This is a genomic window from Levilactobacillus humaensis (assembly GCF_024345185.1).
GTDB classification, from domain to species: Bacteria; Bacillota; Bacilli; order Lactobacillales; family Lactobacillaceae; genus Levilactobacillus; species Levilactobacillus humaensis.
The window spans coordinates 20,358-44,975 of sequence record NZ_BROB01000013.1 but is presented as its reverse complement, the minus strand read 5'-3'; the positions used below and the strand labels follow the sequence as shown (position 1 = coordinate 44,975).

Annotated in this window: 20 protein-coding genes and 2 tRNA genes; 19 read left to right on the top strand and 3 right to left on the bottom strand. The window is 48.0% G+C overall.

Going from position 1 to position 24,618, the window contains the following annotated elements:
• Positions 1-2 precede the first annotated feature (2 nt).
• Positions 3-941: a DNA-binding protein WhiA gene (gene whiA / locus OCU14_RS05790; protein ID WP_261810195.1), complete on the top strand. Its 939-nt coding sequence runs from the start codon at positions 3-5 to the stop codon at positions 939-941.
• A gap of 101 nt (positions 942-1,042) precedes the next feature.
• On the opposite strand, the gene clpP is transcribed toward whiA, so the two are convergent.
• Entirely contained in the window at positions 1,043-1,639 is a 597-nt protein-coding gene (gene clpP, locus OCU14_RS05785) for an ATP-dependent Clp endopeptidase proteolytic subunit ClpP (RefSeq protein ID WP_048732353.1), read from the bottom strand.
• 307 nt (positions 1,640-1,946) lie between these two features.
• Here clpP and OCU14_RS05780 point away from each other — a divergent pair, with 307 nt between their 5' ends.
• Together OCU14_RS05780 and OCU14_RS05775 are read left to right on the top strand one after the other, a co-directional pair.
• Entirely contained in the window at positions 1,947-2,393 is a 447-nt protein-coding gene (locus OCU14_RS05780) for a LytTR family DNA-binding domain-containing protein (protein WP_261810194.1), read from the top strand.
• A gap of 5 nt (positions 2,394-2,398) precedes the next feature.
• On the top strand, positions 2,399-3,133 hold the full coding sequence (locus OCU14_RS05775; RefSeq protein WP_261810193.1) for a LiaF transmembrane domain-containing protein: 735 nt from the start codon (positions 2,399-2,401) through the stop codon (positions 3,131-3,133).
• Between the two features lie 90 nt (positions 3,134-3,223).
• Here OCU14_RS05775 and OCU14_RS05770 read toward each other — a convergent pair.
• Positions 3,224-3,295: transfer RNA gene (locus OCU14_RS05770), tRNA-Arg, on the bottom strand.
• 126 nt (positions 3,296-3,421) lie between these two features.
• Between OCU14_RS05770 and OCU14_RS05765 the strand changes: the two genes are divergently transcribed.
• Complete coding sequence (locus OCU14_RS05765) at positions 3,422-4,024, top strand: ECF transporter S component (RefSeq protein WP_261810192.1); 603 nt, start codon at positions 3,422-3,424, stop codon at positions 4,022-4,024.
• Between the two features lie 53 nt (positions 4,025-4,077).
• Here the strand turns inward: OCU14_RS05765 and OCU14_RS05760 are convergent.
• Positions 4,078-4,149, bottom strand: a tRNA-Arg gene (locus tag OCU14_RS05760).
• 253 nt (positions 4,150-4,402) lie between these two features.
• Here OCU14_RS05760 and OCU14_RS05755 point away from each other — a divergent pair.
• The 15 genes from OCU14_RS05755 to OCU14_RS05685 all read left to right on the top strand — a co-directional run bounded on the left by OCU14_RS05755 (position 4,403) and on the right by OCU14_RS05685 (position 24,536).
• A complete protein-coding gene (locus OCU14_RS05755) occupies positions 4,403-5,431 on the top strand; it encodes a sugar-binding transcriptional regulator (protein WP_261810191.1) in 1,029 nt (342 codons plus the stop codon).
• 69 nt (positions 5,432-5,500) lie between these two features.
• The gene (gap, locus tag OCU14_RS05750) at positions 5,501-6,511 is read left to right on the top strand and encodes a type I glyceraldehyde-3-phosphate dehydrogenase (RefSeq protein ID WP_261810190.1); all 1,011 of its coding nucleotides are present in this window, start codon (positions 5,501-5,503) and stop codon (positions 6,509-6,511) included.
• 182 nt (positions 6,512-6,693) lie between these two features.
• Positions 6,694-7,896, top strand: a complete 1,203-nt coding sequence (locus OCU14_RS05745) for a phosphoglycerate kinase (protein WP_261810189.1) — start codon at positions 6,694-6,696, stop codon at positions 7,894-7,896.
• Between the two features lie 143 nt (positions 7,897-8,039).
• Positions 8,040-8,798 carry a triose-phosphate isomerase gene (gene tpiA / locus OCU14_RS05740; RefSeq protein ID WP_261810188.1) on the top strand — a complete coding sequence of 253 codons (759 nt, stop codon included), beginning with the start codon at positions 8,040-8,042 and terminating at the stop codon, positions 8,796-8,798.
• Between the two features lie 108 nt (positions 8,799-8,906).
• Complete coding sequence (gene eno, locus OCU14_RS05735) at positions 8,907-10,226, top strand: phosphopyruvate hydratase (RefSeq protein WP_261810187.1); 1,320 nt, start codon at positions 8,907-8,909, stop codon at positions 10,224-10,226.
• A gap of 117 nt (positions 10,227-10,343) precedes the next feature.
• On the top strand, positions 10,344-11,390 hold the full coding sequence (locus OCU14_RS05730) for a hypothetical protein (protein WP_261810186.1): 1,047 nt from the start codon (positions 10,344-10,346) through the stop codon (positions 11,388-11,390).
• A gap of 62 nt (positions 11,391-11,452) precedes the next feature.
• On the top strand, positions 11,453-12,997 hold the full coding sequence (locus OCU14_RS05725; protein WP_261810185.1) for a ClC family H(+)/Cl(-) exchange transporter: 1,545 nt from the start codon (positions 11,453-11,455) through the stop codon (positions 12,995-12,997).
• 104 nt (positions 12,998-13,101) lie between these two features.
• Positions 13,102-13,338, top strand: a complete 237-nt coding sequence (gene secG / locus OCU14_RS05720; RefSeq protein ID WP_057878697.1) for a preprotein translocase subunit SecG — start codon at positions 13,102-13,104, stop codon at positions 13,336-13,338.
• 81 nt (positions 13,339-13,419) lie between these two features.
• The gene (locus tag OCU14_RS05715; RefSeq protein ID WP_261810184.1) at positions 13,420-14,163 is read left to right on the top strand and encodes an alpha/beta hydrolase; all 744 of its coding nucleotides are present in this window, start codon (positions 13,420-13,422) and stop codon (positions 14,161-14,163) included.
• An 18-nt stretch (positions 14,164-14,181) separates the two neighbouring features.
• A complete protein-coding gene (gene rnr / locus OCU14_RS05710) occupies positions 14,182-16,581 on the top strand; it encodes a ribonuclease R (RefSeq protein ID WP_261810183.1) in 2,400 nt (799 codons plus the stop codon).
• A 15-nt stretch (positions 16,582-16,596) separates the two neighbouring features.
• Positions 16,597-17,070, top strand: coding sequence for an SsrA-binding protein SmpB (smpB, locus tag OCU14_RS05705; RefSeq protein ID WP_125573311.1), 474 nt, complete (start codon positions 16,597-16,599; stop codon positions 17,068-17,070).
• Positions 17,071-17,305: 235 nt separating this feature from the next.
• Positions 17,306-17,950 carry a FusB/FusC family EF-G-binding protein gene (locus OCU14_RS05700; RefSeq protein WP_261810182.1) on the top strand — a complete coding sequence of 215 codons (645 nt, stop codon included), beginning with the start codon at positions 17,306-17,308 and terminating at the stop codon, positions 17,948-17,950.
• A 348-nt stretch (positions 17,951-18,298) separates the two neighbouring features.
• Complete coding sequence (locus tag OCU14_RS05695; protein ID WP_261810181.1) at positions 18,299-20,134, top strand: DUF5776 domain-containing protein; 1,836 nt, start codon at positions 18,299-18,301, stop codon at positions 20,132-20,134.
• Positions 20,135-20,503: 369 nt separating this feature from the next.
• On the top strand, positions 20,504-22,327 hold the full coding sequence (locus tag OCU14_RS05690) for a DUF5776 domain-containing protein (protein ID WP_261810180.1): 1,824 nt from the start codon (positions 20,504-20,506) through the stop codon (positions 22,325-22,327).
• Positions 22,328-22,724: 397 nt separating this feature from the next.
• The gene (locus OCU14_RS05685; protein WP_261810179.1) at positions 22,725-24,536 is read left to right on the top strand and encodes a MucBP domain-containing protein; all 1,812 of its coding nucleotides are present in this window, start codon (positions 22,725-22,727) and stop codon (positions 24,534-24,536) included.
• Positions 24,537-24,618: the final 82 nt, after the last annotated feature.

Here is a 24,618-nt window from a genome sequence, read left to right as displayed (position 1 = left end):
ACATGTCGTATGCCAGCGAAGTCAAAAAAGAACTCACGACGCTCGAAGTTCATCGGGAGAATGCCAAGGCAGAATTAGTTGCCTTGATCCGGATGAATGGGGCGCTGGGGTTGGCAAACCACCATTTTGTCTTGAACGTTCAAACTGAAAATCCCGCCATTGCGCGACGGATGTACCAGCTCTTGAAACAGTTCTACGATTTGGAAAGTGAACTGTTAGTTCGACGTAAGATGAAACTTAAGAAAAACAACCTATACATTGTGCGGGTTAAGACTGGCGCGACGGAAGTTCTGTCCGACCTGGGAATCTTTGACGGGATGCAACTCTTAGAGTCCGTCCCCGACAATATTCTGAATTCCGACATGTCGGTGCGATCATACCTACGAGGCGCCTTTTTGGCCGGCGGGTCCGTGAACAATCCAGAAACCAGTCGTTATCATTTGGAGATCTACTCACTATATGAGGAACACAACCAGATGATTGCCGAGATGATGAATCGTTATGACCTGAATGCCCGGACCATCGTTCGGCGTTCCGGGTACATTACGTATCTGAAGAGTGCCGAGGAAATTGCCGACTTCCTATCCCTGATCGGGGCCACGACGTCGATGCTAAAATTCGAGGATATCCGGATCATGCGTGACATGCGGAATTCCGTGAACCGGCTGGTCAACTGCGAGAATGCCAACTTAGACAAGGTGGCTAACGCCTCGACTCGGCAAATCGATAACATTCAGTTCATTGATGCCACAGTCGGGCTCAGTCAGTTGCCCGTTAAGCTGCGTGAGGTGGCTGAGACGCGGATGGCGCATCAAGAAGTCAGTCTAAAGGAATTGGGCGATCTCGTTCCTGGGGGTCCTATCTCCAAGTCGGGGATCAATCACCGTTTACGTAAAATTAATGATTATGCCAAGCAACTGCGGGGAGAAGCTTCCGCGTAGTTGACCAGCAAGGGCACCGTGACCTCCAGTTGGAGATTGCGGTGCCCTTGTTTGATCAAAAAAACCACATCGCGGCAAGCGTGATGTGGTTCCAAATTAACTTACTTCTTTTGTTCACTACTGTTGGTCATGATGTGGTCGATTAAACCATAATCGACGGCTTCTTGAGCACTCAAGTAGTTGTCCCGTTCAGTATCTTGGTTCAGACGTTCAACGGGTTGACCGGAATTGTCAGCCAAGATTTGGTTGATTAATTGCCGAGTCTTCAAGATCTCACGAGCAGCAATTTCGATTTCAGTCTGTTGACCTTGAGCACCACCGGATGGTTGGTGAATCATCACTTGGGCATGTGGTAAGGCGAAACGCTTACCCTTAGTCCCGGATGAAGCCAAGACACTGGCCATGGAAGCAGCCATACCTAACGTAATGGTTTGTACGTCGGATTGGATGAAGTTCATGGTATCGTAGATTGCCAAGCCGGAAGAAACAACCCCACCTGGTGAGTTGATGTAAAGCGAAATGTCCTTAGTGGAGTCTTGGGCGTCCAAGAAGAGCAATTGCGCAATGATGGCGTTTGCCATGTCATCTTCGATTGGACCAGATAACATGATGATCCGGTCCTTTAAGAGTCGTGAATAGATATCATATGCCCGTTCGCCACGGGATGATTGTTCAATAACTGTTGGTACTAAATTCATGACAAGATAGCCTCCCTTATTAACGTTTGAATGGCTAGCGTTTCGCTAACATATTGTTAGTGTACCGCTATGGTCAAAACAGGTCAAACGATTAGACTCTGTTAATTCCCGCAACCATTTGACTAGAACTATCATACCAGAGTTTGCCCAAACGTCACGTATTCTGTCACGGTATTTTCTGGCGGGAAGCGTCTGGGTAACTGTTGTTGACTAACCACTTGCGGAGCAAACGTGACCGGTTACGGGGAACCTATTTTATTTCTACACACAATATGGTTTACTAGGATTAACGAAAGGGGGTGAGTACTTGAAGATTCGAGTTGAGGTTGATGATCAGTTGGCAGAACCGGAGATTACGATTCGAACACCCGTGGACGTGGGCGTTGATCAACTCGTCACCGCCATTCAAGGGGTAGGAGCCACGGCAACCCGCATGACCTTTAGTCAGCGCGGGGAGAACTATCAGGTGATCTTACGTGACGTCTTGTTCTTTGAGGCCGCAGACCACCAAGTGATGGTGCACACGTCAACTGAGGTATTTTCCACGCGACAGCGGTTGTATGAACTGGAAGAAACGTTACCGGCTAGCTTCCGTCGGGTCTCCAAGTCCGCCATCCTAAATTGTGATCAGGTCTTCTCACTCACGAAGTCCGTCACAGGTAATCTCGTTAAATTTCAGAATTCACACAAGCAGCTCTACGTGTCGCGCCGCTTTTATAAGGGACTCAAAGAAGCGCTAGAGCGAAAGGGGTAATTAAAATGCATAGAAATTGGTTTTGGGGGACATTCTTCGTGCTCGCCGCGGGAATTCTCATCGCAAGTCAACTCGGGGTGCTGAGCTACCACATTGGGTTTTGGACACTCCTGATCGCGATGTTTTTAGTAGCAACGTTTGTTGGGAGTCTCATTCAGGTCAGTGTGACTGGGATGATTTTCTCACTGGCATTTCTGGCCATCATCTTCGCTAAGCCGCTAGGTATCGTGGCCTTAGTTCCCTGGACAATTCTGGGGGCCGCTCTGCTATTGTCGATTGGACTATCAATGATTATCAAGCCCCGTTGGCGTTGGCATCGCAACATCGCCGGTTGGGAAGGCCATCATGGTCGAGGCTGGGATAAGAACTTCCACCACGGCTATGACGACATTAAAACCGTCAATGAATCCGAAACGATCGTTGACGTGAACATGAGTAGCAGTATTCGTTATTTACAATCAACGGATTTTAAGCAAGCCATGATTAAGGTTTCCATGGGGAATGCCAAGGTTTACTTTGATAACGTGGTCTTAGATGAGGGCGGGGCAACCATTGTGGTTGATGGTTCCTTAGGTGGAATTGAGTTGTATCTGCCGCGGACCTGGAAGGTGACGTCGAACGTTAATACTAGCCTAGGTGTTGTCGAAGAGAAGGGCATTCAGGAGTCCGCTGAAGACGGTCCGCAGGTGACGATTCAAGGGGACATTTCACTGGGAAGCTTGAACATTATCTACATTTAGAGCCAAGAGAATACGAGCGATCGTGTTCTTTTTTTGGCAAAAGAAAAGGTCCTAGGCAAACTGCCTAGGACCAACCATTGGTGACGATGATGCGCCCGGAGGGAATCGAACCCCCATTTCAAGAACCGGAATCTTACGTGCGATCCATTACACTACGGGCGCAAATAATGTGAAACAATACCTTAACTACTATAACTGATTATGGATAAAAATACAAGGCAGGATCGGGTTTTATTCGGCAGAAACATGCTATAATAACGGCACTAACTTTTTGTGGAGGTTCTCAGAATGACGCGAGAGAAGACTTTTCGCCTGGTAGTTGATGCCTTATTAATGGCGATCGTGTTACTTCAAAATATTGTCCCATTTTTGGGCTACGTGCCCCTAGGTCCCTTTAGCATGACCTTAATCGGCTTGACCGTGATTGTTGCCGGAACTGCCTTAGATGTCAGAGATGGGGCCCTCATTGGGGGATTCTGGGGATTGATTACCTTTGTACGGGCCTTTGCTTGGCCTTCCAGTCCCGTGGCCCCCTTGATTTTTACGAATCCACTGATTTCGATCGTTCCCCGGTTACTAATGGGGATGGTGGCCGGACTGGTCTATCGTTGGGCCCGGCAGCGCTGGTCAATGCGGGGAGCTATGCGATTGGCAGCGGCTACTGGTGCAGTGATTAATAGCGGTTTAGTTTTGGGCCTGGTGTACATCTTCTACCAAACACCAGCCGTGGCGACAGCCTTTGGGGCCCATGGTAGCCAGACGCTGGGCTATGTCCTTCTAATTTCGGTGGCGACGAATGCGGTGCCCGAGTTGATTTTAGATGTGCTTGTTGCGCCACTCTTGGCAGAACCGTTACGGCGGCGTTGGGATCACATGACCGCTTCAAAATAGGGTAAAAGAAAAGGTCCTAGGCAGCTGCCTAGGACCGACCATTGGTGATGTGATGCGCCCGGAGGGAATCGAACCCCCATTTCAAGAACCGGAATCTTACGTGCGATCCATTACACTACGGGCGCATTGCGCTTGCTCTTCTGAGCACCTAACTACTATACCCGAAGCTGAATATAAATTCAAGGGGCCAGTGAGATTTTTCTGAAAAGGCCGTTAAACACTGGGAGTAATCACGGGGAGACCTGGCTTGCATTGTCCATTGTGAGGGCTTATACTATCAAAGGAAGGTTGGCATTAGTTGACCTCGATTTTTTTGACCAGGGTGGGTCTTGAATAGCCCTCGCTGGTCGATCATCGTCCCACTAGGAGGTAAGCAGGATGCGTGAAGACTGGCAGTGGGTCAATGCAATTGTACCCAAGATGGTTACTAAGCTGACCAGCCGCTTCCGTGTTCTCCAGGCCATTGCGAGTCTGCAACCCGTTGGGCGGCGGACGTTGGCAACCAGCCTAGATTACTCCGAACGGGCCGTGCGAACGACTACGGATGCCTTAGCGGAGCTGGGATTTATCCAAATGTCGGCCAAGGGGATGCAAATGACCCGGGCTGGCCAACAGCTCTTGCACGGTTTGGGACCTGTTATGGAAGAACTCTTGGGGCGTCAGCAACAAGAGGCTGCCTTAGCGAAGAAGTTAGGGATTGCCCATTGTACGATTGTGGCCGGTGATAGCACCGCTCCAACCGGATCACTGATGGGCCTCGCCCGAGCGGCACGACAGGTTTTGGCGGATCAACTGCCCTTAGGCGGAAGTACCGTGGCTGTAATGGGCGGCCATACATTGGCGACCGTTGCCTCGGTGCTAACCCCATCACTAGCGGTGAACCGACACCTGTTGTTTGTTCCTGCTCGTGGGGGCGTTGGCGAGTCACCGGCCATTCAGGCCAATGCCGTCAGTGCCCAAATGGCGCAGCGAACGAACAGTGATTTTCGATCATTGTTTATTCCCGAGCAACTCAACACGGCCACCTACAAACCTTTGTTTGCAGAACCGGCCATCCATGAGGTTCTGGAACTCATCGCGCATAGCAACGTGGTGATTCACGGGATCGGACAGGCATTGGTCATGGCGAAGCGGCGAAACATTGCCCCGCACGTGATTGATGACTTGACTGCGGCCCATGCGGTTGGAGAGGCCTTCGGGTACTTCTTCGACGCCGAAGGGCACGTGGTTAGTAAGTTTCCACGGATTGGCGTGGAGATTGAAGATTTAGCCGCTAAACAGCTCGTTATTGCCGTTGCGGGTGGCGCCGAAAAGGGCGCTGCAATCGCGGCATACATGCATTTAGCGCCAGCTTCGACTTGGCTCATTACCGATGAAGGAGCTGCTGACTTTGTTTTAAAAAAGTGATACACTTAACATGTACTGCTTTTTAAAAAAATTATTCTTTATTTGCTTCCTGAAGGAGGAAATCACAGTATGACTGTAAAGATTGGTATTAATGGTTTCGGACGTATCGGCCGTTTGGCTTTCAAGCGGATTCACGAACTCCACTCAAGTGACATCGAAGTAGTTGCTATCAACGATTTAACAACACCTTCAATGTTAGCTTACTTGTTGAAGTATGATTCAACTCATGGCCGTTTCCCTGGCGAAGTTTCAGCTACGGACAATGGTATCGTGGTTGACGGCAAGGAATACCCTGTATACGCTGAACCTAAGGCACAAAACATTCCTTGGGTTAAGAACGATGGTGTTGACTTCGTCCTTGAATGTACCGGTTTCTACACTTCCGAAGAAAAGTCACAAGCTCATATTGATGCTGGTGTTAAGCGGGTCTTAGTATCTGCTCCAGCCGGTGCCGTTACGACCGTCGTTCCAGGTGTTAACTTGGACGTCCTGAGCAAGGATGACGTGATCGTTTCTGCTGGTTCTTGCACGACCAACTGCTTGGCTCCAATGGCATACTTCTTGAACAAAGAATTTGGCATTAAGGCCGGTACCATGACCACTATCCACGCCTTCACTTCAACTCAAATGATCTTGGATGGACCTCGTGGTAAGAAGATGCGGAACAACCGTACCGCAAGTATCAACACGATTCCTCACTCAACTGGTGCCGCTAAGGCTATCGGTTTAGTAATCCCTGAATTAAAGGGTAAGTTACAAGGCCATGCACAACGTGTTGGTGTTGTTGACGGTTCCTTGACTGAATTGGTTACTGTTCTGGACAAGAACGTTACGGCCGACGAAGTTAACGAAGCTATCAAGAAGCACACTGAAGGTAACGATGCCTTTGGTTACAACGGTGACGAAATCGTTTCAACTGATATCATCGATGACCCTCATGGTTCCGTATTTGACCCAACTCAAACGGAAGTTACCACTGCCGGTGACACCCAATTAGTTAAGACTGTTGCTTGGTACGACAACGAATGGGGCTTCACTTGTAACATGGTTCGGACGTTATTGCACTTCGCTACCCTTTAATAGAGAGTTAGCGGCGTAACGCCAATAAAATTGATTAACAAAGACGCGGCGGAGGAGGGAATTCTCCGACGCGTTTTTCATTGACACAAAGGACAGAAGTTCTTTGAAATTCCCGTGGATTTACGGTATATTGTGACCGTAATCTGATAAATTATTTGAGCACTCAAGGAGGTTTTTCTAAATTGGCTAAATTAACAGTTTCTGATTTAGACGTTAAGGGCAAAAAAGTCCTGATGCGTGTGGACTTCAACGTCCCAATTAAAGACGGTGTGATTGGTAACGACAACCGGATCGTGGCAGCTTTGCCAACGATCAAGTACGTTATCGAAAACGGTGGTAAGGCAATCCTTTTGTCTCACTTAGGCCGGGTCAAGAAGGAAGAAGACAAGCCAGGTCTGTCCATGCGTCCAGTCGCAGAACGCCTGTCTAACTTGTTGAACAAGCCGGTTACCTTTGTCCCAACGACTGAAGGTAAGCAGCTTGAAGACGCTATTGATGGCTTAAACGACGGTGATGTTTTAGTTATGGAAAACACCCGTTATGAAGACGTCAAGGATGGCGAATACGTTAAGCGTGAATCCGGTAACGACCCAGAATTGGGCAAGTACTGGGCTTCATTGGGTGACGTCTTCGTTAACGATGCCTTCGGTACGGCTCACCGTTCCCACGCATCTAACGTTGGTATCGCTTCTAACATGGCCCAAACTGCTGCTGGTTTCTTAATGGAAAAGGAAATCACCTTTATCGGTGGCGCCGTGGACAACCCTGAACACCCATTCGTTGCTATCTTGGGTGGTGCTAAGGTTTCCGACAAGATCGGTGTTATCGATAACTTGTTAGCTAAGGCTGACAAGATTCTTATCGGTGGTGGGATGACCTACACCTTCTACGCTGCCAAGGGTATGAAGATCGGGAACTCTTTAGTTGAATCCGACAAGATTGACCTCGCCAAGGAAATCTTGGACAAGGCCGGCGACAAGCTGGTATTGCCTGTTGACTCAATCGTTGCTGAAAAGTTTGACAACGATGTTGCTCACAAGACGGTTGAAGGCGACATTCCTGATGGCTACATGGCCTTGGATATCGGACCTAAGTCCGTTGCTGAATTCGAAGATGTTCTGAAGGACGCTAAGACCGTCGTTTGGAACGGACCAATGGGTGTCTTCGAAATGAGTAATTATGCAGAAGGCACGTTGGAAATTGGTAAGTTCTTAGGGACCTTGAAGGATGCTAAGACGATCGTCGGTGGTGGGGACTCCACTGCTGCCGTTCAACAACTCGGTGTTGCTGACCAACTTTCCCACATCTCAACTGGTGGTGGGGCTTCCCTCGAATACCTCGAAGGTAAGACTTTACCCGGGATTGCTGCAATTTCTGATAAATAACTTTATAAAGAGCTGTGGTGCCTGTCATCGCGGCTCTTTGTTCTGAGCACGGTCACCGTTGAAGCGTCTTCGCTGGCTTATCTGCCCCCAATTCGGTAAGATGATGATCGTAGTCAATTTATTTTTAGAGAGGGTGGAGTAGGTTGCGAATACCACTCATTGCAGGTAACTGGAAAATGAATAAGACGGTGGCGGAGGCGCAAAGCTTCATTACTGCCATCCAAGGTAAATTACCAGCAGCCGATACCGTAGAAACGGCGATCGCTGCCCCAGCATTGTTTTTACAAACTATGTTGGACGTCAATCAGGAAAATGTCCTGCGTATTGCGGCTGAAAGCTGTTATTACGAGGATGAAGGGGCCTATACGGGCGAAACCAGTCCCAAGGCCCTCCACGCGATGGGGATTCCCTATACGATCGTGGGCCATTCCGAACGACGTCGGTATTTTAACGAAACGGATGATGTGATCAATCGTAAGGTTCAGGCCGTCTTTCGCAACGGTATGACCCCGATTATCTGTTGTGATGAAACGATGGGTCGCCGTGAATCTGGTGAAAGAATTCACTGGGTTGTCAACCAAGTTTCGGCCGCGTTGAAGGGTGTCAGTCCTGAAGATGCCGCGAAGATTGTCGTCGCCTATGAACCAAGTTGGGCGATTGGCAGTGGCACCACAGCCTCATCCGATCAAGCTGAGGAAGGTTGTTACCTGATCCGGCAGACGTTAGCCGACATCTACTCAGATGATTTGGCTAACGGCGTCCGGGTGCTCTATGGTGGGAGTGTTAAGCCAGATAACATTGCTGGTTTAATGAAAAATGCGAACGTCGATGGGGTACTGGCCGGGGGTTCTAGCCTCGACGAACAGTCCTTTGTCGAATTAGCAAACTACCAAAATATGTAAATAGGTAAAATTGTGATTGAAAGTTCAAAGTTAAACTTATAAAATAAAGCATGGGATGGTTGTCTTGTTCCCGTGAAGCCAAACTTTCATAAGGAGAGAATACAAAAAATGTCTATTATTTCTGATATTTACGCACGCGAAGTCCTAGATTCTCGTGGTAACCCAACTGTTGAAGTTGAACTCTACACCGAAGCCGGTGCAATGGGCCGGGGGATCGTTCCTTCTGGTGCCTCTACTGGTGAACACGAAGCCGTTGAACTTCGTGATGGCGACAAGAGTCGTTTCATGGGTAAGGGTGTTACTAAGGCCGTTGACAACGTTAACAACTTAATTGCCAAGGAAATCATTGGCTACGATGTTACCGACCAACGTGCTATTGACCAAGCCATGATCGACTTGGACGGTACGCCAAATAAGGGTAAGTTAGGTGCCAACGCCATTTTAGGTGTTTCCTTAGCCGCTGCCCGTGCCGCTGCTGACGAATTGGGCCAACCATTGTACAACTACATTGGCGGGTTCAACGGTCACGTATTGCCAACGCCAATGATGAACGTTATCAATGGTGGGAAGCATGCCAACAACAAGGTTGATTTCCAAGAATTCATGATCATGCCTGTTGGTGCTAAGTCCGTTAAGGAAGCCGTTCGGATGGGTTCAGAAACGTTCCACAACCTGAAGGCTTTGCTCAACGAAAAGGGCTACTCAACTGCCGTTGGTGACGAAGGTGGTTTCGCTCCTGACTTGAAGAACAACGAAGAACCATTCGAAATCTTAGTTGACGCTATCAAGCGTGCCGGCTATGTTCCTGGTAAGGACATTGCTATTGCCTTTGACTGTGCCGCTTCCGAATTCTACAATGCTGACACCAAGAAGTACGAACTTAAGGGTGACGGCAAGGATTACACGGCTGACGAATTCGTTGGTTTGTTGGAAGAAATCGTTGACAAGTACCCAATCGTTTCCATCGAAGATCCTTTGGACGAAAACGAATGGGCTGACTGGCAGATGGCTACTGAACGCCTTGGCAAGAAGGTCCAAATCGTTGGTGACGACTTATTCGTTACGAACACGGACTACTTGGCAAAGGGTATCAAGATGGGTGTTGCCAACTCTATCTTAATCAAGCTGAACCAAATCGGGACTTTGACTGAAACTGTTGAAGCCGTTGAAATGGCTAAGCAAGCTGGTTACACGGCCGTTATCTCTCACCGTTCTGGTGAAACTGAAGACACGACTATTGCTGACTTGGTTGTGGCCTTAAATGCTGGCCAAATCAAGACTGGTTCAATGAGCCGTGGCGAACGGATCGCTAAGTACAACCAGTTAATGCGGATCGAAGACCAATTAGGTAAGACTTCCGAATACAAGGGGATTCACTCCTTCTACAACTTGGACGAAGATGCCCGTTTGGCCATCATCAACAAGTAATTCAAATTAAGCTTTCGAAATCGGTCGACCTTTAGGGGTTGACCGATTTTTTTGATCTCGCGTCGAATTTTTCCAATTGTTTTCCGGAGTTAACTTTAACGAAGGGGGAATTGGATGATGAATTTACGGGTAAAGCTGGCTCTAGGAGCTATGGTGATTGGGAGTCTTGGTGGCAGTGTTGTGACAGGGTATGCTGCGGCTGGGGAGCCAGTTACGGCGAAGGTGCGACATATCGTTGGCGCAACCGATGATGACGGTAATCACGTGGATTGGCTTTATCAACAAGAATCACAGAGCGGAATGATTGGTGAAGCTTTACATCCCAATGCTGAGTTGTCGTCATTCTTGCATTATTCATTCCGTTTTTTCGGTGAGGATTCGGAGGTTGACTGGGGTTATCGCAGCAGTGTACCAGCTCATGTATTAGTGACTTACATTGCTGATGGCCAAAAAGTTGGCGGATACGAGTCTACCGGTAAATTAACGAAAGGCGGTCGGGTGAAGTTGGTCGCACCAGCGGGTTACGCGTTGTTGTCTGGTAAAGCAGTATTGAAGATGGCTACAAAGAAAGATGATAGTTGGACGATTTCTGTCGTGGCAATTGGAGGTACAACTGAGGGAAATGAGCCGGTCGTTGATAAGAAGCCCGAGAAGCCCGAGAAGCCCGAGAAGCCCGAGAAGCCCGAGAAGCCCGAGAAGCCCGAGAAGCCCGAGAAGCCCGTCACTGAACAACCGTCAGTATCGGTGCCGCCGGTTGTTCCGGCGTTACCACCAACGACTAATATTCCACACCCACAACCACAACCACAACCACAACCACAACCACAACCACAACCACTTCCAGAAGCAGTTGCAGATAAGAAACCGATACCACCAGTTCATCCGCTACCAGACTGGGCCGAATCTATTGACCATGAGATAGCGCCAATTACGACTGTGGATGAAGATCGTCCGGTGAGCGGGGAGGGAGATTCAGAGTCACCAGCAAAAACGAGCAAAAAGGGCCCACAAGCTAAGCCGGCTCACAGGCGTTCTCACCGTTCCCGTTCGGTTAAGGAACAACTCCCCCAAACTAACGAGAAACGTGGCCTATCGGGCTGGTGGGGGCTTATCATGGCGACCATTCTGGTTAGCCTAGCCAGTCTTCGCCGGCTTTTCCGTTAAATCCCTCCAAAACTGTGATAAACTAATTAGTAGACAAAAAATCACAGTGGAGGGATTGGCTAATGAAGCAGAAGCGACAAACACCGCATGATTTAACCCGGTTGAATGCTATTCTATTTGGAGCCCTGGTGGGACTTTTAGCCGGTGCGGTAGTTAGTATTTTTCGCTTAATCATTGAACACATGCTAACTGGTATTCAGGTAATTTATGGTTGGCTTGGCCAACATCCCCTCTGGCTCATTCCATGGGCGATATTGATGGTGGTCCTTGCCATTATTATTGGTCATTGGATTAAGACGACCCCAATGATCAAAGGATCTGGGATTCCTCAAGTTGAGGGGCAATTAGCTGGCGAGATCGATTACGCCTGGTGGCCAGTTTTTTGGAGGAAGTTTGTCGGGGGGATCTTAGGGATCGGCTCTGGACTCTTCCTTGGACGAGAAGGTCCTTCAATTCAATTAGGTGGGACGGTAGCACAGGGATTGGCCGATCGTTTAAGTTTTACCGGGACTCGCCGGCGGTTAATCATCGCTGGTGGTGCCGCTGCGGGGCTTTCTGCAGCGTTTAACGCGCCAATTGCGGCAACCCTCTTTATTCTAGAAGAGGTGTACCATAACTTTTCAACACTGGTGTGGCTGACGTCACTGACCAGTGCCGTCATGGCTAACTTCGTTTCTAACGAAGTCTTTGGCCTCACACCCGTGTTACATATTCTCTACGAACAAGCCTTACCGTTGAAATACTATGGCTTATTATTACTCCTAGGGGTCTTGCTCGGCATCTTGGGCTTTGGTTACCAGTGGATTACCTTGCATGCCAGTGACTGGTATGCCAAGATCAAATGGTTACCAGATCACTTGAATGGCATCATTCCATTCCTATTGGTCATTCCAATTGGGCTATTCTGGCCGATTACACTGGGTGGCGGGAACCAGATGATCGTGACCTTCGCTAAGCAAACGCCACTGATCTGGCCACTGATTGGCTTCTTCGTTCTTCGATTTGTTTTTTCTATTATTAGTTATAATTCTGGACTACCTGGTGGGATTTTCTTGCCAATTCTTGCGTTGGGAGCCTTACTCGGTGCCATTGGTGCTCGTGGCTTTGTGAGTTTGGGTTGGTTACCGCCAATGTTTGTGGCAAACTTTATTATTTACGCCATGGCGGGGTACTTTGCGGGGATTTCCAAGGCCCCCTTTACGGCGATCCTCTTGATTACCGAAATGGTGGGGACCTTGCAACATTTGATGCCACTGGCTGTAGTGGCCATTGTCGCCTATATTACGGTGGATGTTCTAGGTGGTGCCCCAATCTATGAGGCCATGTTACAGCAATTGGTTACACCAGCTGCGCCTGACGCCGCGGGAATTACCGATCGGGTCGAGTATTCGATTGGCGAGAATTCTGGCTTTGTGGACAAACAAGTCCGGGATCTCTCGTGGCCAACAGGGTCCTTGTTGGTTGCGGTCCGTCGTGGTGAACGTGAAGTCATTCCTCATGGGGATACGCTCTTGCGAGCAGGGGACACACTAATCGTTCTGACCTATCACCGTAACCGGGCCTATGTCCGTCAGCGATTAGGAAGATTGAACGATTTGCCAGAATGATCGCGAGATTAGGCCGGAGACTGGTAAAAACCCGGCGACTATGATAAATTAGACAGAGTATAGTTAGACCTATTAGACCTATTCGATAGGTAGGAGGCAAATTTGTGTATAATTTTTTAATGACCTGTATCTTAATTGTCAGTGTGTTGATCATCATCGCTGTTATGATGCAACCCGCTAAGACCAATGATGCATTATCTGCATTATCTGGTGGTGCCGATGATTTATTTGCCAAGCAAAAACCCCGTGGCTTTGAAGCCTTTATGCAAAAAGTTACGGTAATTTTGGGAGCCATCTTCTTCGGACTGGCATTGGCTTTAGTATATCTATCTTCACACTAGAAGAGATTAAGCCTCCTGTTTGTTCGTTACAGGGGGCTTTTTTACAGACTATCTCAACATCGTGGAAAGTGGTGGTTTGACATGATTCGAAAACCAGTCCCACTCTTCTTTGAAGGGGGACCACAAGCAGTTATTCTGCTCCACGCCTATTCGGGTAGTTCTAACGATATGCGTCTATTAGCACGTTATCTTCAGGGCCAGGACTACACGGTTCTGGTACCCATCTTTACCGGTCACGCGACGGGCGATCCCGCAGATATCTTACGCGAGGGATCACCCCAGCGGTGGTGGCAAGACACTCAGGATGCGATCGCCTTTTTACGACAGCGAGGCTATCAGCGTATTGCGATCTTTGGGTTATCACTTGGTGGCCTGTTTGCGACTCGGGCCTTACGCGAGGACCCCACGTTGGTGGGGGGCGGGACGTTTGCTTCTCCGGTTATCTTTCGGGGAACAACTCACGTACCGGAAGCGTTTGTGCGAATGGCGCAGACGGTCTATCGGCGAGCAAACCTCTCTGATGAGGAATTCAAGGCCAAGATGGTCTGGATTCAAGACCATCTCCCGGCACAACTCATGGCAATTCAAGCGTTTGCGGATACGACCGCAACGCATTTAACCCGGATTAAGCAGCCCATCTTCATCGCCCAAGGAACGGCTGATGAGATGATTGACCCCCGATCGGGTCAATGGTTGGCGGCGGCTTTTCCGGCTACTCAGATTGATTTTCACGAATATGTGGGTGCGAGTCACGTGCTAACCGTGAACAGCGCACACCATGCTTTGGAAACAGACTTACAGACTTTTTTACACACAATCTTTTAAAATAACGAGGAATCGATAGTGCAAGATAATTTAAAGAATGATTTAACCGCGTTCTTCCGGGCACACTCGGACGAGAACTACACAGTAGAAGATATTTCTGACGCACTCCATTACCATGGATCAGCGGCTTTTAAGCTGATCGTACAGGAGCTGGCACAATTAGAACGAGACGGCTTGGTTCAGGTTACTGAACACGGCCATTTTCAACTTGACCCAAGTCAACGAACGTTGACTGGGATTTTCCATGGGAACGATAAGGGCTTTGGTTTCGTCGCTTATGACGAAGATAAAATTGAACCAGATGCCTACATCGCGCCTAACAATACGTTACGTGCTCTAAACGGCGATACCGTCAAAATTGAAATTGTTCGTGCCGGTGACCCTCGTACGGGTAAGGGTCCTGAAGGTAAAGTTACGGAAATCGTGGAACACCACTACGAACAAGTCGTGGGTGAGTTCATGCAGACCGATGACGATGCCGGGTACTTGGGACAAGTGCGTCTAACCGACAAGAAGATCATGAAGTACAAGTTCTACGTGACTAACGTGGGCTTGAACCCAACACCAGGTGAAGTGGTTACCGCTGAAATTACGGAATTTCCGAATGAAGCGCACCCCGATGCCATGGTGGGGATTGCTAAGCAAGTGATCGGGAGTGTCGACGATCCTGGGATTGATATCTTACAGATTGTCTACCAACACAACATTCCATCAGAATTCCCAGAAGAGGTCATGCAGGCCGCCGATGAGATTCCGGATCACGTTTTACCTGAGGAATTAAAGGGCCGTGAAGACGTCACCAAGCAAAACTTGGTCACGATTGATGGGGAATCCTCTAAAGACTTGGATGACGCTGTGACGGCGTGGAAGTTACCTAATGGGAACTTCCATTTAGGGGTTCACATTGCTGATGTTTCCCATTACGTTAAGGAAGACTCAATTCTCGACAAGGAAGCCTACAAGCGTGGAACCAGTGTCTACTTGACCGACCGGGTTATTCCAATGTTGCCACGGCGCTTATCCAACGGGATCTGTTCTCTTAACGAGGGCGAATTGCGTTTGTGCATGAGCTGTGACATGGAAATTGACCAAGAAGGCCACGTGATTAAGCATCGGATTCACCCCTCATTCATGCGCTCTAAGGCACGGATGACTTATACGGCGGTTAACCAGATCTTGGAGGCTCACGATCCCGTTACCATGAAGCGTTACGATGAATTGGTTCCAATGTTTGAAACAATGGGCGAACTTCACCGGATCCTGGTTAAGCAACGGAAGCGTCGTGGGGCCATTGATTTCGATGACCGCGAAGCAGAAATCATCGTGGACGACAAGGGTCACGCCATTGACGTGAAGTTGCGGACACGGGGGATGGCTGAACGGATGATCGAATCCTTCATGCTGGCTGCTAACGAAACGGTTGCGGAACACTACTTCCGTGCCAAGGCACCATTCCTGTACCGGGTCCACGAAACGCCAGATGGCGATCGTGTGAAGAGTTTCTTCGAATTCTTAACGGCCTTCGGGATTAACGTTAAGGGTGATCCGAACCACTTGCGTCCTAAGATGCTGCAAGGTGTCTTAAAGCAAGTTGCCGGTCAACCTGAAGAAACCATGGTTTCAGTGATGATGTTACGGAGCTTGAAGCAAGCTCGGTATGCTGACCAATCATTGGGTCACTTTGGACTGGGTGCAGAGTTCTACACCCACTTCACGTCCCCAATTCGTCGTTACCCAGATACCATGGTTCACCGGATGATTCATTATTACGAAGACCATGGGATTAACGACGCCAGCAAGGAAAAGTTTGCACCAATTTTGGAAGAAATTGGGGTTCACACTTCCGAAGCTGAACGTCGGGCAATCGATGCCGAACGTGACACTAATGATATGAAGATGGCTGAATACATGGCCGATCACGTTGGTGAAGAGTTCGATGCTGTCGTGGCTTCAGTCTTGAAGTTCGGGATGTTTGTTGAATTACCAAACACCATCGAAGGGCTGATCCACATCAGTCGAATGAAGGATGACTACTACGAATACGTCGAGAAGTTCATGGCCTTAGTCGGTCGAAACACGCGGCGGACGTACCGAATCGGTCAAGAGATTCGCGTTAAGTTAATCCACGTCGACAAGGAACAAAGTGAAATTGATTTTGAATTACTCAATCCGGAAGCTGCTCCGGTCAGTGATCTGTTACCACACCGCGAACATCGTTCACGTGGGGGCAACTACCATGGCCGTTCCAACAACCGCGGGGGTAATAACCACAGCAATAACCAGAACGGCGGTCACCGCAATGGTAACCACCGGAATGGGAATCAACGATCAACTAATCAGCGAGGCAACAATGGGAGTAACCGCCAGAACAACAATGGCGGTCAACACCGCAACAACTCGCAAGGTGGTCGGCACTAAACGAGGTGACGAGACTTGGCTAAAACAAAATCCAAGAAAACACCAGATAATCTTTTGGCGCAAAATCGTAAGGCGCGACATGACTATCGCGTTACCGAAACGGTGGAGGCTGGCTTGGTTTTAACTGGGACTGAAATTAAATCGGTACGTGAGCGACGGATTAACTTGCAAGATGGGTTCGCCCAGATTCGCAACGGTGAAGCCTGGTTAATGAACATTCACATTAGTGAATACGTTCAGGGCAACCGGTTTAACCACGATCCACTTCGTAATCGGAAGCTACTTCTGCATAAGAAGCAGATTCATCGACTAGGACTTGCCACGCAGAACAAAGGGGTCACGTTGATTCCGTTGAAGGTGTATCTCAAGCATGGGTTTGCGAAGGTTCTCCTCGGCGTTGCCGAAGGGAAACGTGAGTTTGACAAGCGTGAGACCATCAAACGACGGGAACAAGACCGCCAGATTGCACGTGTGATGAAACGCTATTAGACCATGAGAGTGATCGACAGAACTTGTCGGTCACTTTTTTTGATCACTTTGGAGTTGCAATCTATTGGTAGTTTCGGTACACTAGAAAACAATTCAGCTAAAAAAACTGAATGCAAGGAGATGATCGACGATGATGGCATCGTTATTTGTACAGAAGAGTGTTGGCTGTTAGCGACACTTTTCTGTAATACCTTTCAGAGAAGTGTCTGGTTTAAATCTGAAAGGAACTTTATCCATGGAAACAACAATAACTGCATACAACTATAGTGATATCACCCAGAAGGTCAATACGCTCGTCAGTGCTTATCTCTCAGTCAACGACAGCCGCATGCGGCGGGTCATTCGAGACAGCACGATTGCCGAGATTCAGGCCATTTTGCCAGCGGAAAATCCGATTACAGAGGCGTTCGTAGAACGACTGAAGCCGGATAGATTAACGCGAGAGGCCGCGGCAGCATTGTTGCCAACCTTAGAACCGTTGGTTGAACCTTTTCCAGATCTGACGCCGAAGCAATTGAGTAAGCTGTTCCGGAAGGTCAAAAAGCTGAAACAGCCTGAATGGGCGTCGGTTAACCGACATCAGCTCACGTATCTGGGCTGGAATGATGGGGGTAACCAGAAGAAGTATCTGGTAGCACCCTATCAAGGCAAACTGATCGGTATTCAGGGTGATATGGGTCCCAAGACCGTTAAGAATCTGTGTGCCATCTGTCATACGATTGGGAACGTCTCGCTCTTCGTCACCACGACGAAGGCAGGACTGGAAACCTATACGCGTAATGGTAATTATATCTGCCGTGATAGTGACCAGTGTAATCGGCAATTGACCGATCCACAGGGCTTAGCAGAGTTCATCGAAACCGTTCGTTCAAAACGGTAACCTTGATTAAATCTAAACTTTAAATAGAGTCGTTATCCTCGTTTGTTGAGGATAACGACTTTTTTGCGCCGTGAATTTGACGTAACTATCAGAAAAAAGCGATGATAACTATTCGAAAATGAAATTTTAATTTCAACCTATGAGGAAGCCTGATGTGGAGAGGCTGCGCGAGTCCCGACTTTGTGAATTTTAGAATTTATGGTGCAGATGCCGAACCAAATGGGACGTTTTTTGCCAGCCAATGCCGGGAAGAGTAGTCAAGCTTAGGCGAACGATGGTATTATCATTTCCAAGATATGAAGTACGAAACTTCACATAATATAAAAAACGAAAGCTGAGGAAACCACCATGAAGAAATGGCAAGCAACTCTCTTATTCACGAGTCTCGTCCTTGGAATTACCCAACCTATTGCTGTATTAGCGACACCCAATACCCAATCAATTGTAACGGCTAAGGCTGCAACTGCCCAATCCGAAGCAACGCAGTCCGATTCAACTAAGGGCGATGTTGTGGCTGAAGGGGACTACGGCGTCCATTGGTACCTGACGGCGGCTGGCGAGCTGCATTTAGGATCGGGAACCTTAAAGGATACGCCAATTCCACCAGCCGTTGGTGAGGGCTCGAACAACGGTCAGTTATCGACTCAGATTGCGGAACAACAGGGCATTACCAATCCGACACTGACCCAGTTACAAGAGGCCGGGGAACAAGTTACTAAAGTTGTTTTGGATGGCCCAGTAGCAACCTCAGCCAACGCGGCGAACCTCTTTGCCCAGTTCGGTCACGTGAGTGAATACGTCAATCTCGATCAGCTGGACACGTCGGCCGCAACTTCAATGAAGGGGATGTTCTATTCAGACCAAGCCTATGTGGACCCGGAAGATGACGAAACAAAGCATGGGAATAACGTGTTGAAGTCCCTCGATGTCTCCCGCTTCAATACCAGCAACGTGACCAACATGACCAACATGTTCTGTCAGTTACGCCAGATCTCAAGTTATGACTTATCAAGCTTCAACACTGACAAAGTGACGGATGCCGGTTCGATGTTCCTCGGAAACTCGTCACTGAAATCACTCGACATGTCGCACCTGACTTTTGCTAATCTGAAGGTTGTGGCCTTTATGATTAGTGGGAGTGCCGTAGAGACGCTCCGTCTGGATTCATTCGCGCCACCAGCTAACTTTACCGGGTGGGCAATGTTTGGCGGAAATTCAACACTTCGCCAATTAACGCTGGGGCCGAAGACGACGTTAACCGGGGATACTTACCTGACTGAGGCCAATGCAATCGAAGACGAGGCATTCCTTGACAACTGGCAGTCTGTGGGTAGCGGGAAGGTTCAGAACCCCTTAGGTGAGAAATATGACACTAGCAGGGCTGTGACGAAGCTGTATGCCGGTGAGGGTAAGCCGAGTGCAGTGGAAACCTATGTTTGGGAACCGGTTAAGCGGGAGGTTGAACCAACCCCAGCGCCTGTTGAACAAGGCCAACCGGTTACCGTGAAGCATTTGGATGCCAAGGGCAAACGCCTGGCAGCAGATCAGGTATTAACGGGGAACGTCGGTGAACCTTATAAGGTAGAGTGTCTGATGATCAACGGTCACAAGCTCCACAAGGTTGCCGGTGATGCTAAAGGAACCTTTACGAGTACGCCAACCACGGTGACTTTCCACTATGTCCCACACCAAACGACCGGGGGAGAATCAGATGGGTCCGTGCCGGTGAACGGGGTGGTCTACGCCAAGAAGACCATCAACCTGCACAGCAACAAGAACTTTACGGATAAGACCCCTAAGGCCACGTACCAGAAGCAGAAACGGGCCAACCGACCAGTATTTGCGGTCACGGGTTACGCGACGAGTAAGCAGGGCTACAAACGCTACAAGGTGCGTGATGTGAACCAGAATTCAAAGACGGCCGGTAAGACGGGTTACATTACGGCGAAATACGACTATGTTTCCTCAGCTTACTATGTCTTGAACCAGAAGAAAGTGAAGGTTTTGGGAGCTAAAGGGATCAACGGCTACAAGCAAAAGAATTTGAAGGATAAGGTTCGACACTACAAGAAGGGCCAAACCCTCAAGATTAAACGAATCATCAGTGACAACAAGATTACGCGTTTCCAACTGACCAATGGTCAATATGTCACTGGGAATAAGAAGTTAGTTATCGCTGAATAGTGACATCTAGTATCGTGAGACAGTGCGCTCACGATACTTTTTTACATATGAAAGTAAATCCGGTTCACCAATAATAGGATGTTTGCTTTTGACGATGTCGTTTACTCTGTTGCACAAGGTCGAGGGTGATTCTATATAATTCAAACGAAGATGTGCTGTTACCGTAAATCCCGCAATAAAGGGCAAAACGAGTGATATAAATCCATCAATCTCAAAATATGTGAGATAATAAAGGGGGTAAGATGGGAACTTTTTTGGCAATGTGTGTAAGAAAATGCTGGCGGAAACCCATTAACGGTGTTATTATATTCAACATAAAAGTAAGCGATTCCACAATGGTAAAATTTTTTGAAAGTTGAGGAGACCAACATGAAAAAATGGCAGGCAACAATTTTACTCACGAGTCTCACCTTAGGGGTGACACAGCCATTAGCCACGCTAGCTGCACCAAGCTTGCGGACAACTGTGGTGGCACAGGCAGCCACGACATCTGACACGACTAAGTCAGACATTGCCGTCGAAGGGGACTACGGGGTTCACTGGTATTTGACGACATCAGGCGAGCTTCATTTGGAAGCTGGAACATTAGCAGAACCGACAAGTTCTGAAATTACTGGGAATAAGGGACAATTGGTCTCACAGATTGCGCTTAAAGAAGGCAACTCGGATCCGACTGAAGCAGACTTGAACAAGGTTGGTGAGCAAGTGACCAAGGTTGTTCTGGATGGCCCGGTAGCTACGTCGTCAAATGCTACCAATCTCTTTGCCCAATTTGGCTTTGTCAGCGAATATGTCAATCTTGATAAGTTAGATACCTCGGCAGCCACGACCATGAAAGGGATGTTTCTTTCGCTTCAATCTTACGTCGGTGCAACAGGTGGTCGGACTGGGAACAATGTTTTACAGTCACTAGATGTCTCTCATTTTGATACGAGTCACGTGACCGACATGTCATTTATGTTCTATCAGCTCAGAAAAGTTTCCAATTTAGACTTTTCGCACTTTAATACGGATAACGTTACCACTACGATGTCAATGTTTGTAAATGATGCTTCGTTACAGGAATTAGATATGTCTAAACTCACTTTTGCCAGTTTGAAGAGTGCTTTATACATGTTTAGTGGCAGTAACGTACAGATCTTGCGACTTGATTCGTTTGCGCCACCAGCTGACTTTAGTGGCAGTTCGATGTTTAATGGGAAAACGAACCTCTGGCAGTTAACTCTCGGGCCCAAGACGATTTTCAAGAGTACCTCCACTTATCTTAACGATCCCAACACCATGGACGATGATGAATTTCTTCACAGTTGGGAAGCTGTTGGTGAAGGGACGGTTCAGAATCCGCTGGGTGAGCGTTATGCCAAGGGAGCTGAAGTGGCGGCACTCTACAATGGTGACCACAATCCGGCATCCGTGGAAACTTACGTCTGGGAGCCCACAGAGCGGGTCATTGAACCAGTAACGCCACCGGTAACACCACCCGTCACGCAACAAGGGCAACCTGTCACCGTGAAGTATGTGGATGCAAAGGGCAAGAAACTTGCAGATGACCAAGTCTTAACAGGAACCCTTGGGGCAACCTATACGGCTGAACGTCTAGCAATTAGTGGCTATAAGTTGAGTACAGTAACCGGGGATGAGAGTGGGACTTTCGGAAGCACGCCAACCACGGTCACCTTCCACTATGCCGCCGACCTCTCAACCGGTGGGTCCGGAGCAACGGTCGTGCCAATTACCGGGGTGCTTTACGCCAAGAAGACTATCAACCTTTATAGTAGCAAGAACTTCTCGAAGAAGACCAAGAAGGTCACTTACCGGAAGCAGAAGCGGACTAATCGGCCAATGTTTGTCGTGACCGGGAATGCCAAATCCAAGCAGGGTTACCGTCGTTACAAGGTTCGAGACGTCAATCATCATTCCAAGACGGCTGGTAAGACGGGATACATCACGGCTAAGAGTGCTTACGTTTCCTCGGTCTACTATGCTAAAAAGCAGAATAAAGTGAAGGTCCTGAATGCCAAAGGGGTTAATGCATACAAGCAGAAATCCTTAAAGGGCAAGGTTCGTCATTACAAGAAGGGCCAAACACTGAAGGTTAAGAAGATCGTCAGCTACAAGAAAACAACGCGATTCCAATTGACCAACGGCAAGTACGTCACGGCTAATAAGAAATTAGTGATTGCTCAGAAGTAACCATGCTAACTAAATAAACTCAAAAAAACGTCCTCCAAATGGTTACCTACCAATTTGGAGGACGTTTTTTTGATGTTACAGGTTATCCAAAAAGCTGGACATCCTAAAAAAAGATGACATATAACACCGAAAACTGGTATATGGTATAAACGGATGAATAGCTATGAACTGCGGACCTTGGCAGCTTTAAAAATGCCGCTACTAGTGAGCTTTGATGATTATATAACCAAAAAGTAGGCTAATCAGCATGGACGAATTGCCGTTTTTAGATAAGTGTGGAAAAAAATCCTTCCCTTTTATAATTGTAGGTGTTACTATATACATATCGAAACGTATTAGCAAAATACTTATTTGAAATAATTCTTACTAGGGAATTATTATGGAGGAGGAAGTATTCATGAAATGGCAAGCAACGGCACTATTATTTGGATTAACTCTGGGGGTTGCACAACCGGTTAGTGCGGTTGTTTTACCTAATTTTGCACCGGTGGTTACGGCGAAGGCTGCGACGGATGCAGATACGACATCAACGGATACCGATGATGCCGACGAAATTCAAGGGAATTTTGGAACGTCGCATTTTTATATGAAGTCTGATGGCGTCTTGCACTTTGGCGCTGGGACTTTTGATGAATCAAGAGTCGTTGATGAGCGTACCAACATAAACTCGGTAATGGGGTACTTACTAGTTACCGATGATAATGGTAAGTACAACGGTACGCCGACAACCAGTGCGCCGGTTATTGCAAACGCTGCTAATGCAGCTGCCAAAAAGATTACGAGAATTGTCTTTGATGGGCCCGTTACGGCACCAGCAAATTCGAAAAATCTATTTGGGAATTTGTCCAATCTTACCGGTATTGATAATCTTGACCTTTTGAATACCAGTCATGCAACGGACATGAGTTACATGTTTTCAAACTTACCTCTGGTCACTTCACTCGACACTTCAAAATTTGACACCAAGCAGGCAACCACATTCTTTGATATGTTTGCCAGTGACAAGCAATTAAGTTCTGTGGATGTCAGTAATTTTGAAACGCCTAATGTGATCGATGTGGGCCATATGTTTAGTCGAGATACTGTATTAAAAGAAGTTAACTTTGCTAAAGGGACCTTTACCTCAAACACGACAGCGGGAAGTCTTGTCTCGTACTCTGGAGTTGAAAAGGTCAATATGGGTCAGTTCCCAGGTAAAGTTGCCGGGATGTTTGTTAGTGATAACAATCTGAAGCAATTGACGATGTCCGTTAGTGATACCCAGGGGCTCGGCAGTAACTTGACCAGTGCCCAGACATCTGATATTTACACAGGCAAATGGCGTGCTGTTGGCAAGGGGACAGTTGGAAATCCGCTAGGGGAGACCTTCAATAGTGGATCTGATGTGACCGACCAGAGTAAAAATACGATTGTGGGTATGGAAACCTACGTCTGGGAACCCGTCACACCAGTCATCGAACCCACGACGCCCGATGTTGATCCCACAACGCCAGTAACACCAACCGAAAGTGCGCAACCAGTCACGGTCCACTACGTTGACAACGACGGTAAAAAGCTGGCGGATGATGTGACCTTAACTGGAAAGTTAGGCGCAAGCTACCAGGCTGAAGAATTAGGTTTTTCTGGTTACAAGCTGGCGTCAACCGATGGTCAAGCCAAGGGAACCTTCACCAGCAACAGCCAATCCGTGACATTCCACTATGCCCAAGACTTAGTTTCTGGTGGGGATGCTGACACGATTGCACCGTTGACCAGTGTGGTTTACGCCACCAAGAAGATTAGCCTTTACAGTAGCAAGAACTTCTCTAAGAAGGCTCGCAAGGTAACTTACAGCAAGCAGAAGCGAACGAATCGGCCAATGTTTGTGGTTACGGGTTACGCTAAGTCTAAGCAAGGCTACAAGCGTTACAAGGTTAAAGACGTTAACCATGAATCTAAGACGGATGGTAAGACGGGATACATCACCACGAAGCATGCTTATGTGGTTCCCGTTTACTACGCGGTTAAACACAATAAACTTAAAGTTATCAACCCTAAAGGGGTTAACAGTTACAAGAACAAGGCTTTGAAGACCCACAAGGTTAAGCACTACAAGAAGGGCCAAACCTTGAAGGTTAAGAAGATTGTGTCTTATCACTTGACGACACGTTACCAGTTAACGAATGGCAAGTATGTCACCGCTAACAAGAAATTAGTTATGGCGAAATAGTCTCTGAGGTCAATGCGTTCAGCGCGTTGGCCTTTTTCTTTGCCGAAATTTGGGTAAGTAAAAAGGATTGCGAACTCACTTG

Bases quoted from the DNA above. Each gene is read 5' to 3' on its own strand.
- clpP (WP_048732353.1), bottom strand. From the start codon at position 1,639: ATGAATTTAGTACCAACAGTTATTGAACAATCATCCCGTGGCGAACGG.
- OCU14_RS05755 (WP_261810191.1), top strand. From the start codon at position 4,403: ATGCGTGAAGACTGGCAGTGGGTCAATGCAATTGTACCCAAGATGGTT.
- OCU14_RS05695 (WP_261810181.1), top strand. From the start codon at position 18,299: ATGAAGAAATGGCAAGCAACTCTCTTATTCACGAGTCTCGTCCTTGGA.
- OCU14_RS05775 (WP_261810193.1), top strand. From the start codon at position 2,399: ATGCATAGAAATTGGTTTTGGGGGACATTCTTCGTGCTCGCCGCGGGA.
- eno (WP_261810187.1), top strand. From the start codon at position 8,907: ATGTCTATTATTTCTGATATTTACGCACGCGAAGTCCTAGATTCTCGT.
- OCU14_RS05685 (WP_261810179.1), top strand. From the start codon at position 22,725: ATGAAATGGCAAGCAACGGCACTATTATTTGGATTAACTCTGGGGGTT.
- whiA (WP_261810195.1), top strand. From the start codon at position 3: ATGTCGTATGCCAGCGAAGTCAAAAAAGAACTCACGACGCTCGAAGTT.
- OCU14_RS05725 (WP_261810185.1), top strand. From the start codon at position 11,453: ATGAAGCAGAAGCGACAAACACCGCATGATTTAACCCGGTTGAATGCT.
- OCU14_RS05700 (WP_261810182.1), top strand. From the start codon at position 17,306: ATGGAAACAACAATAACTGCATACAACTATAGTGATATCACCCAGAAG.
- OCU14_RS05765 (WP_261810192.1), top strand. From the start codon at position 3,422: ATGACGCGAGAGAAGACTTTTCGCCTGGTAGTTGATGCCTTATTAATG.
- OCU14_RS05730 (WP_261810186.1), top strand. From the start codon at position 10,344: ATGAATTTACGGGTAAAGCTGGCTCTAGGAGCTATGGTGATTGGGAGT.
- OCU14_RS05715 (WP_261810184.1), top strand. From the start codon at position 13,420: ATGATTCGAAAACCAGTCCCACTCTTCTTTGAAGGGGGACCACAAGCA.
- gap (WP_261810190.1), top strand. From the start codon at position 5,501: ATGACTGTAAAGATTGGTATTAATGGTTTCGGACGTATCGGCCGTTTG.
- OCU14_RS05690 (WP_261810180.1), top strand. From the start codon at position 20,504: ATGAAAAAATGGCAGGCAACAATTTTACTCACGAGTCTCACCTTAGGG.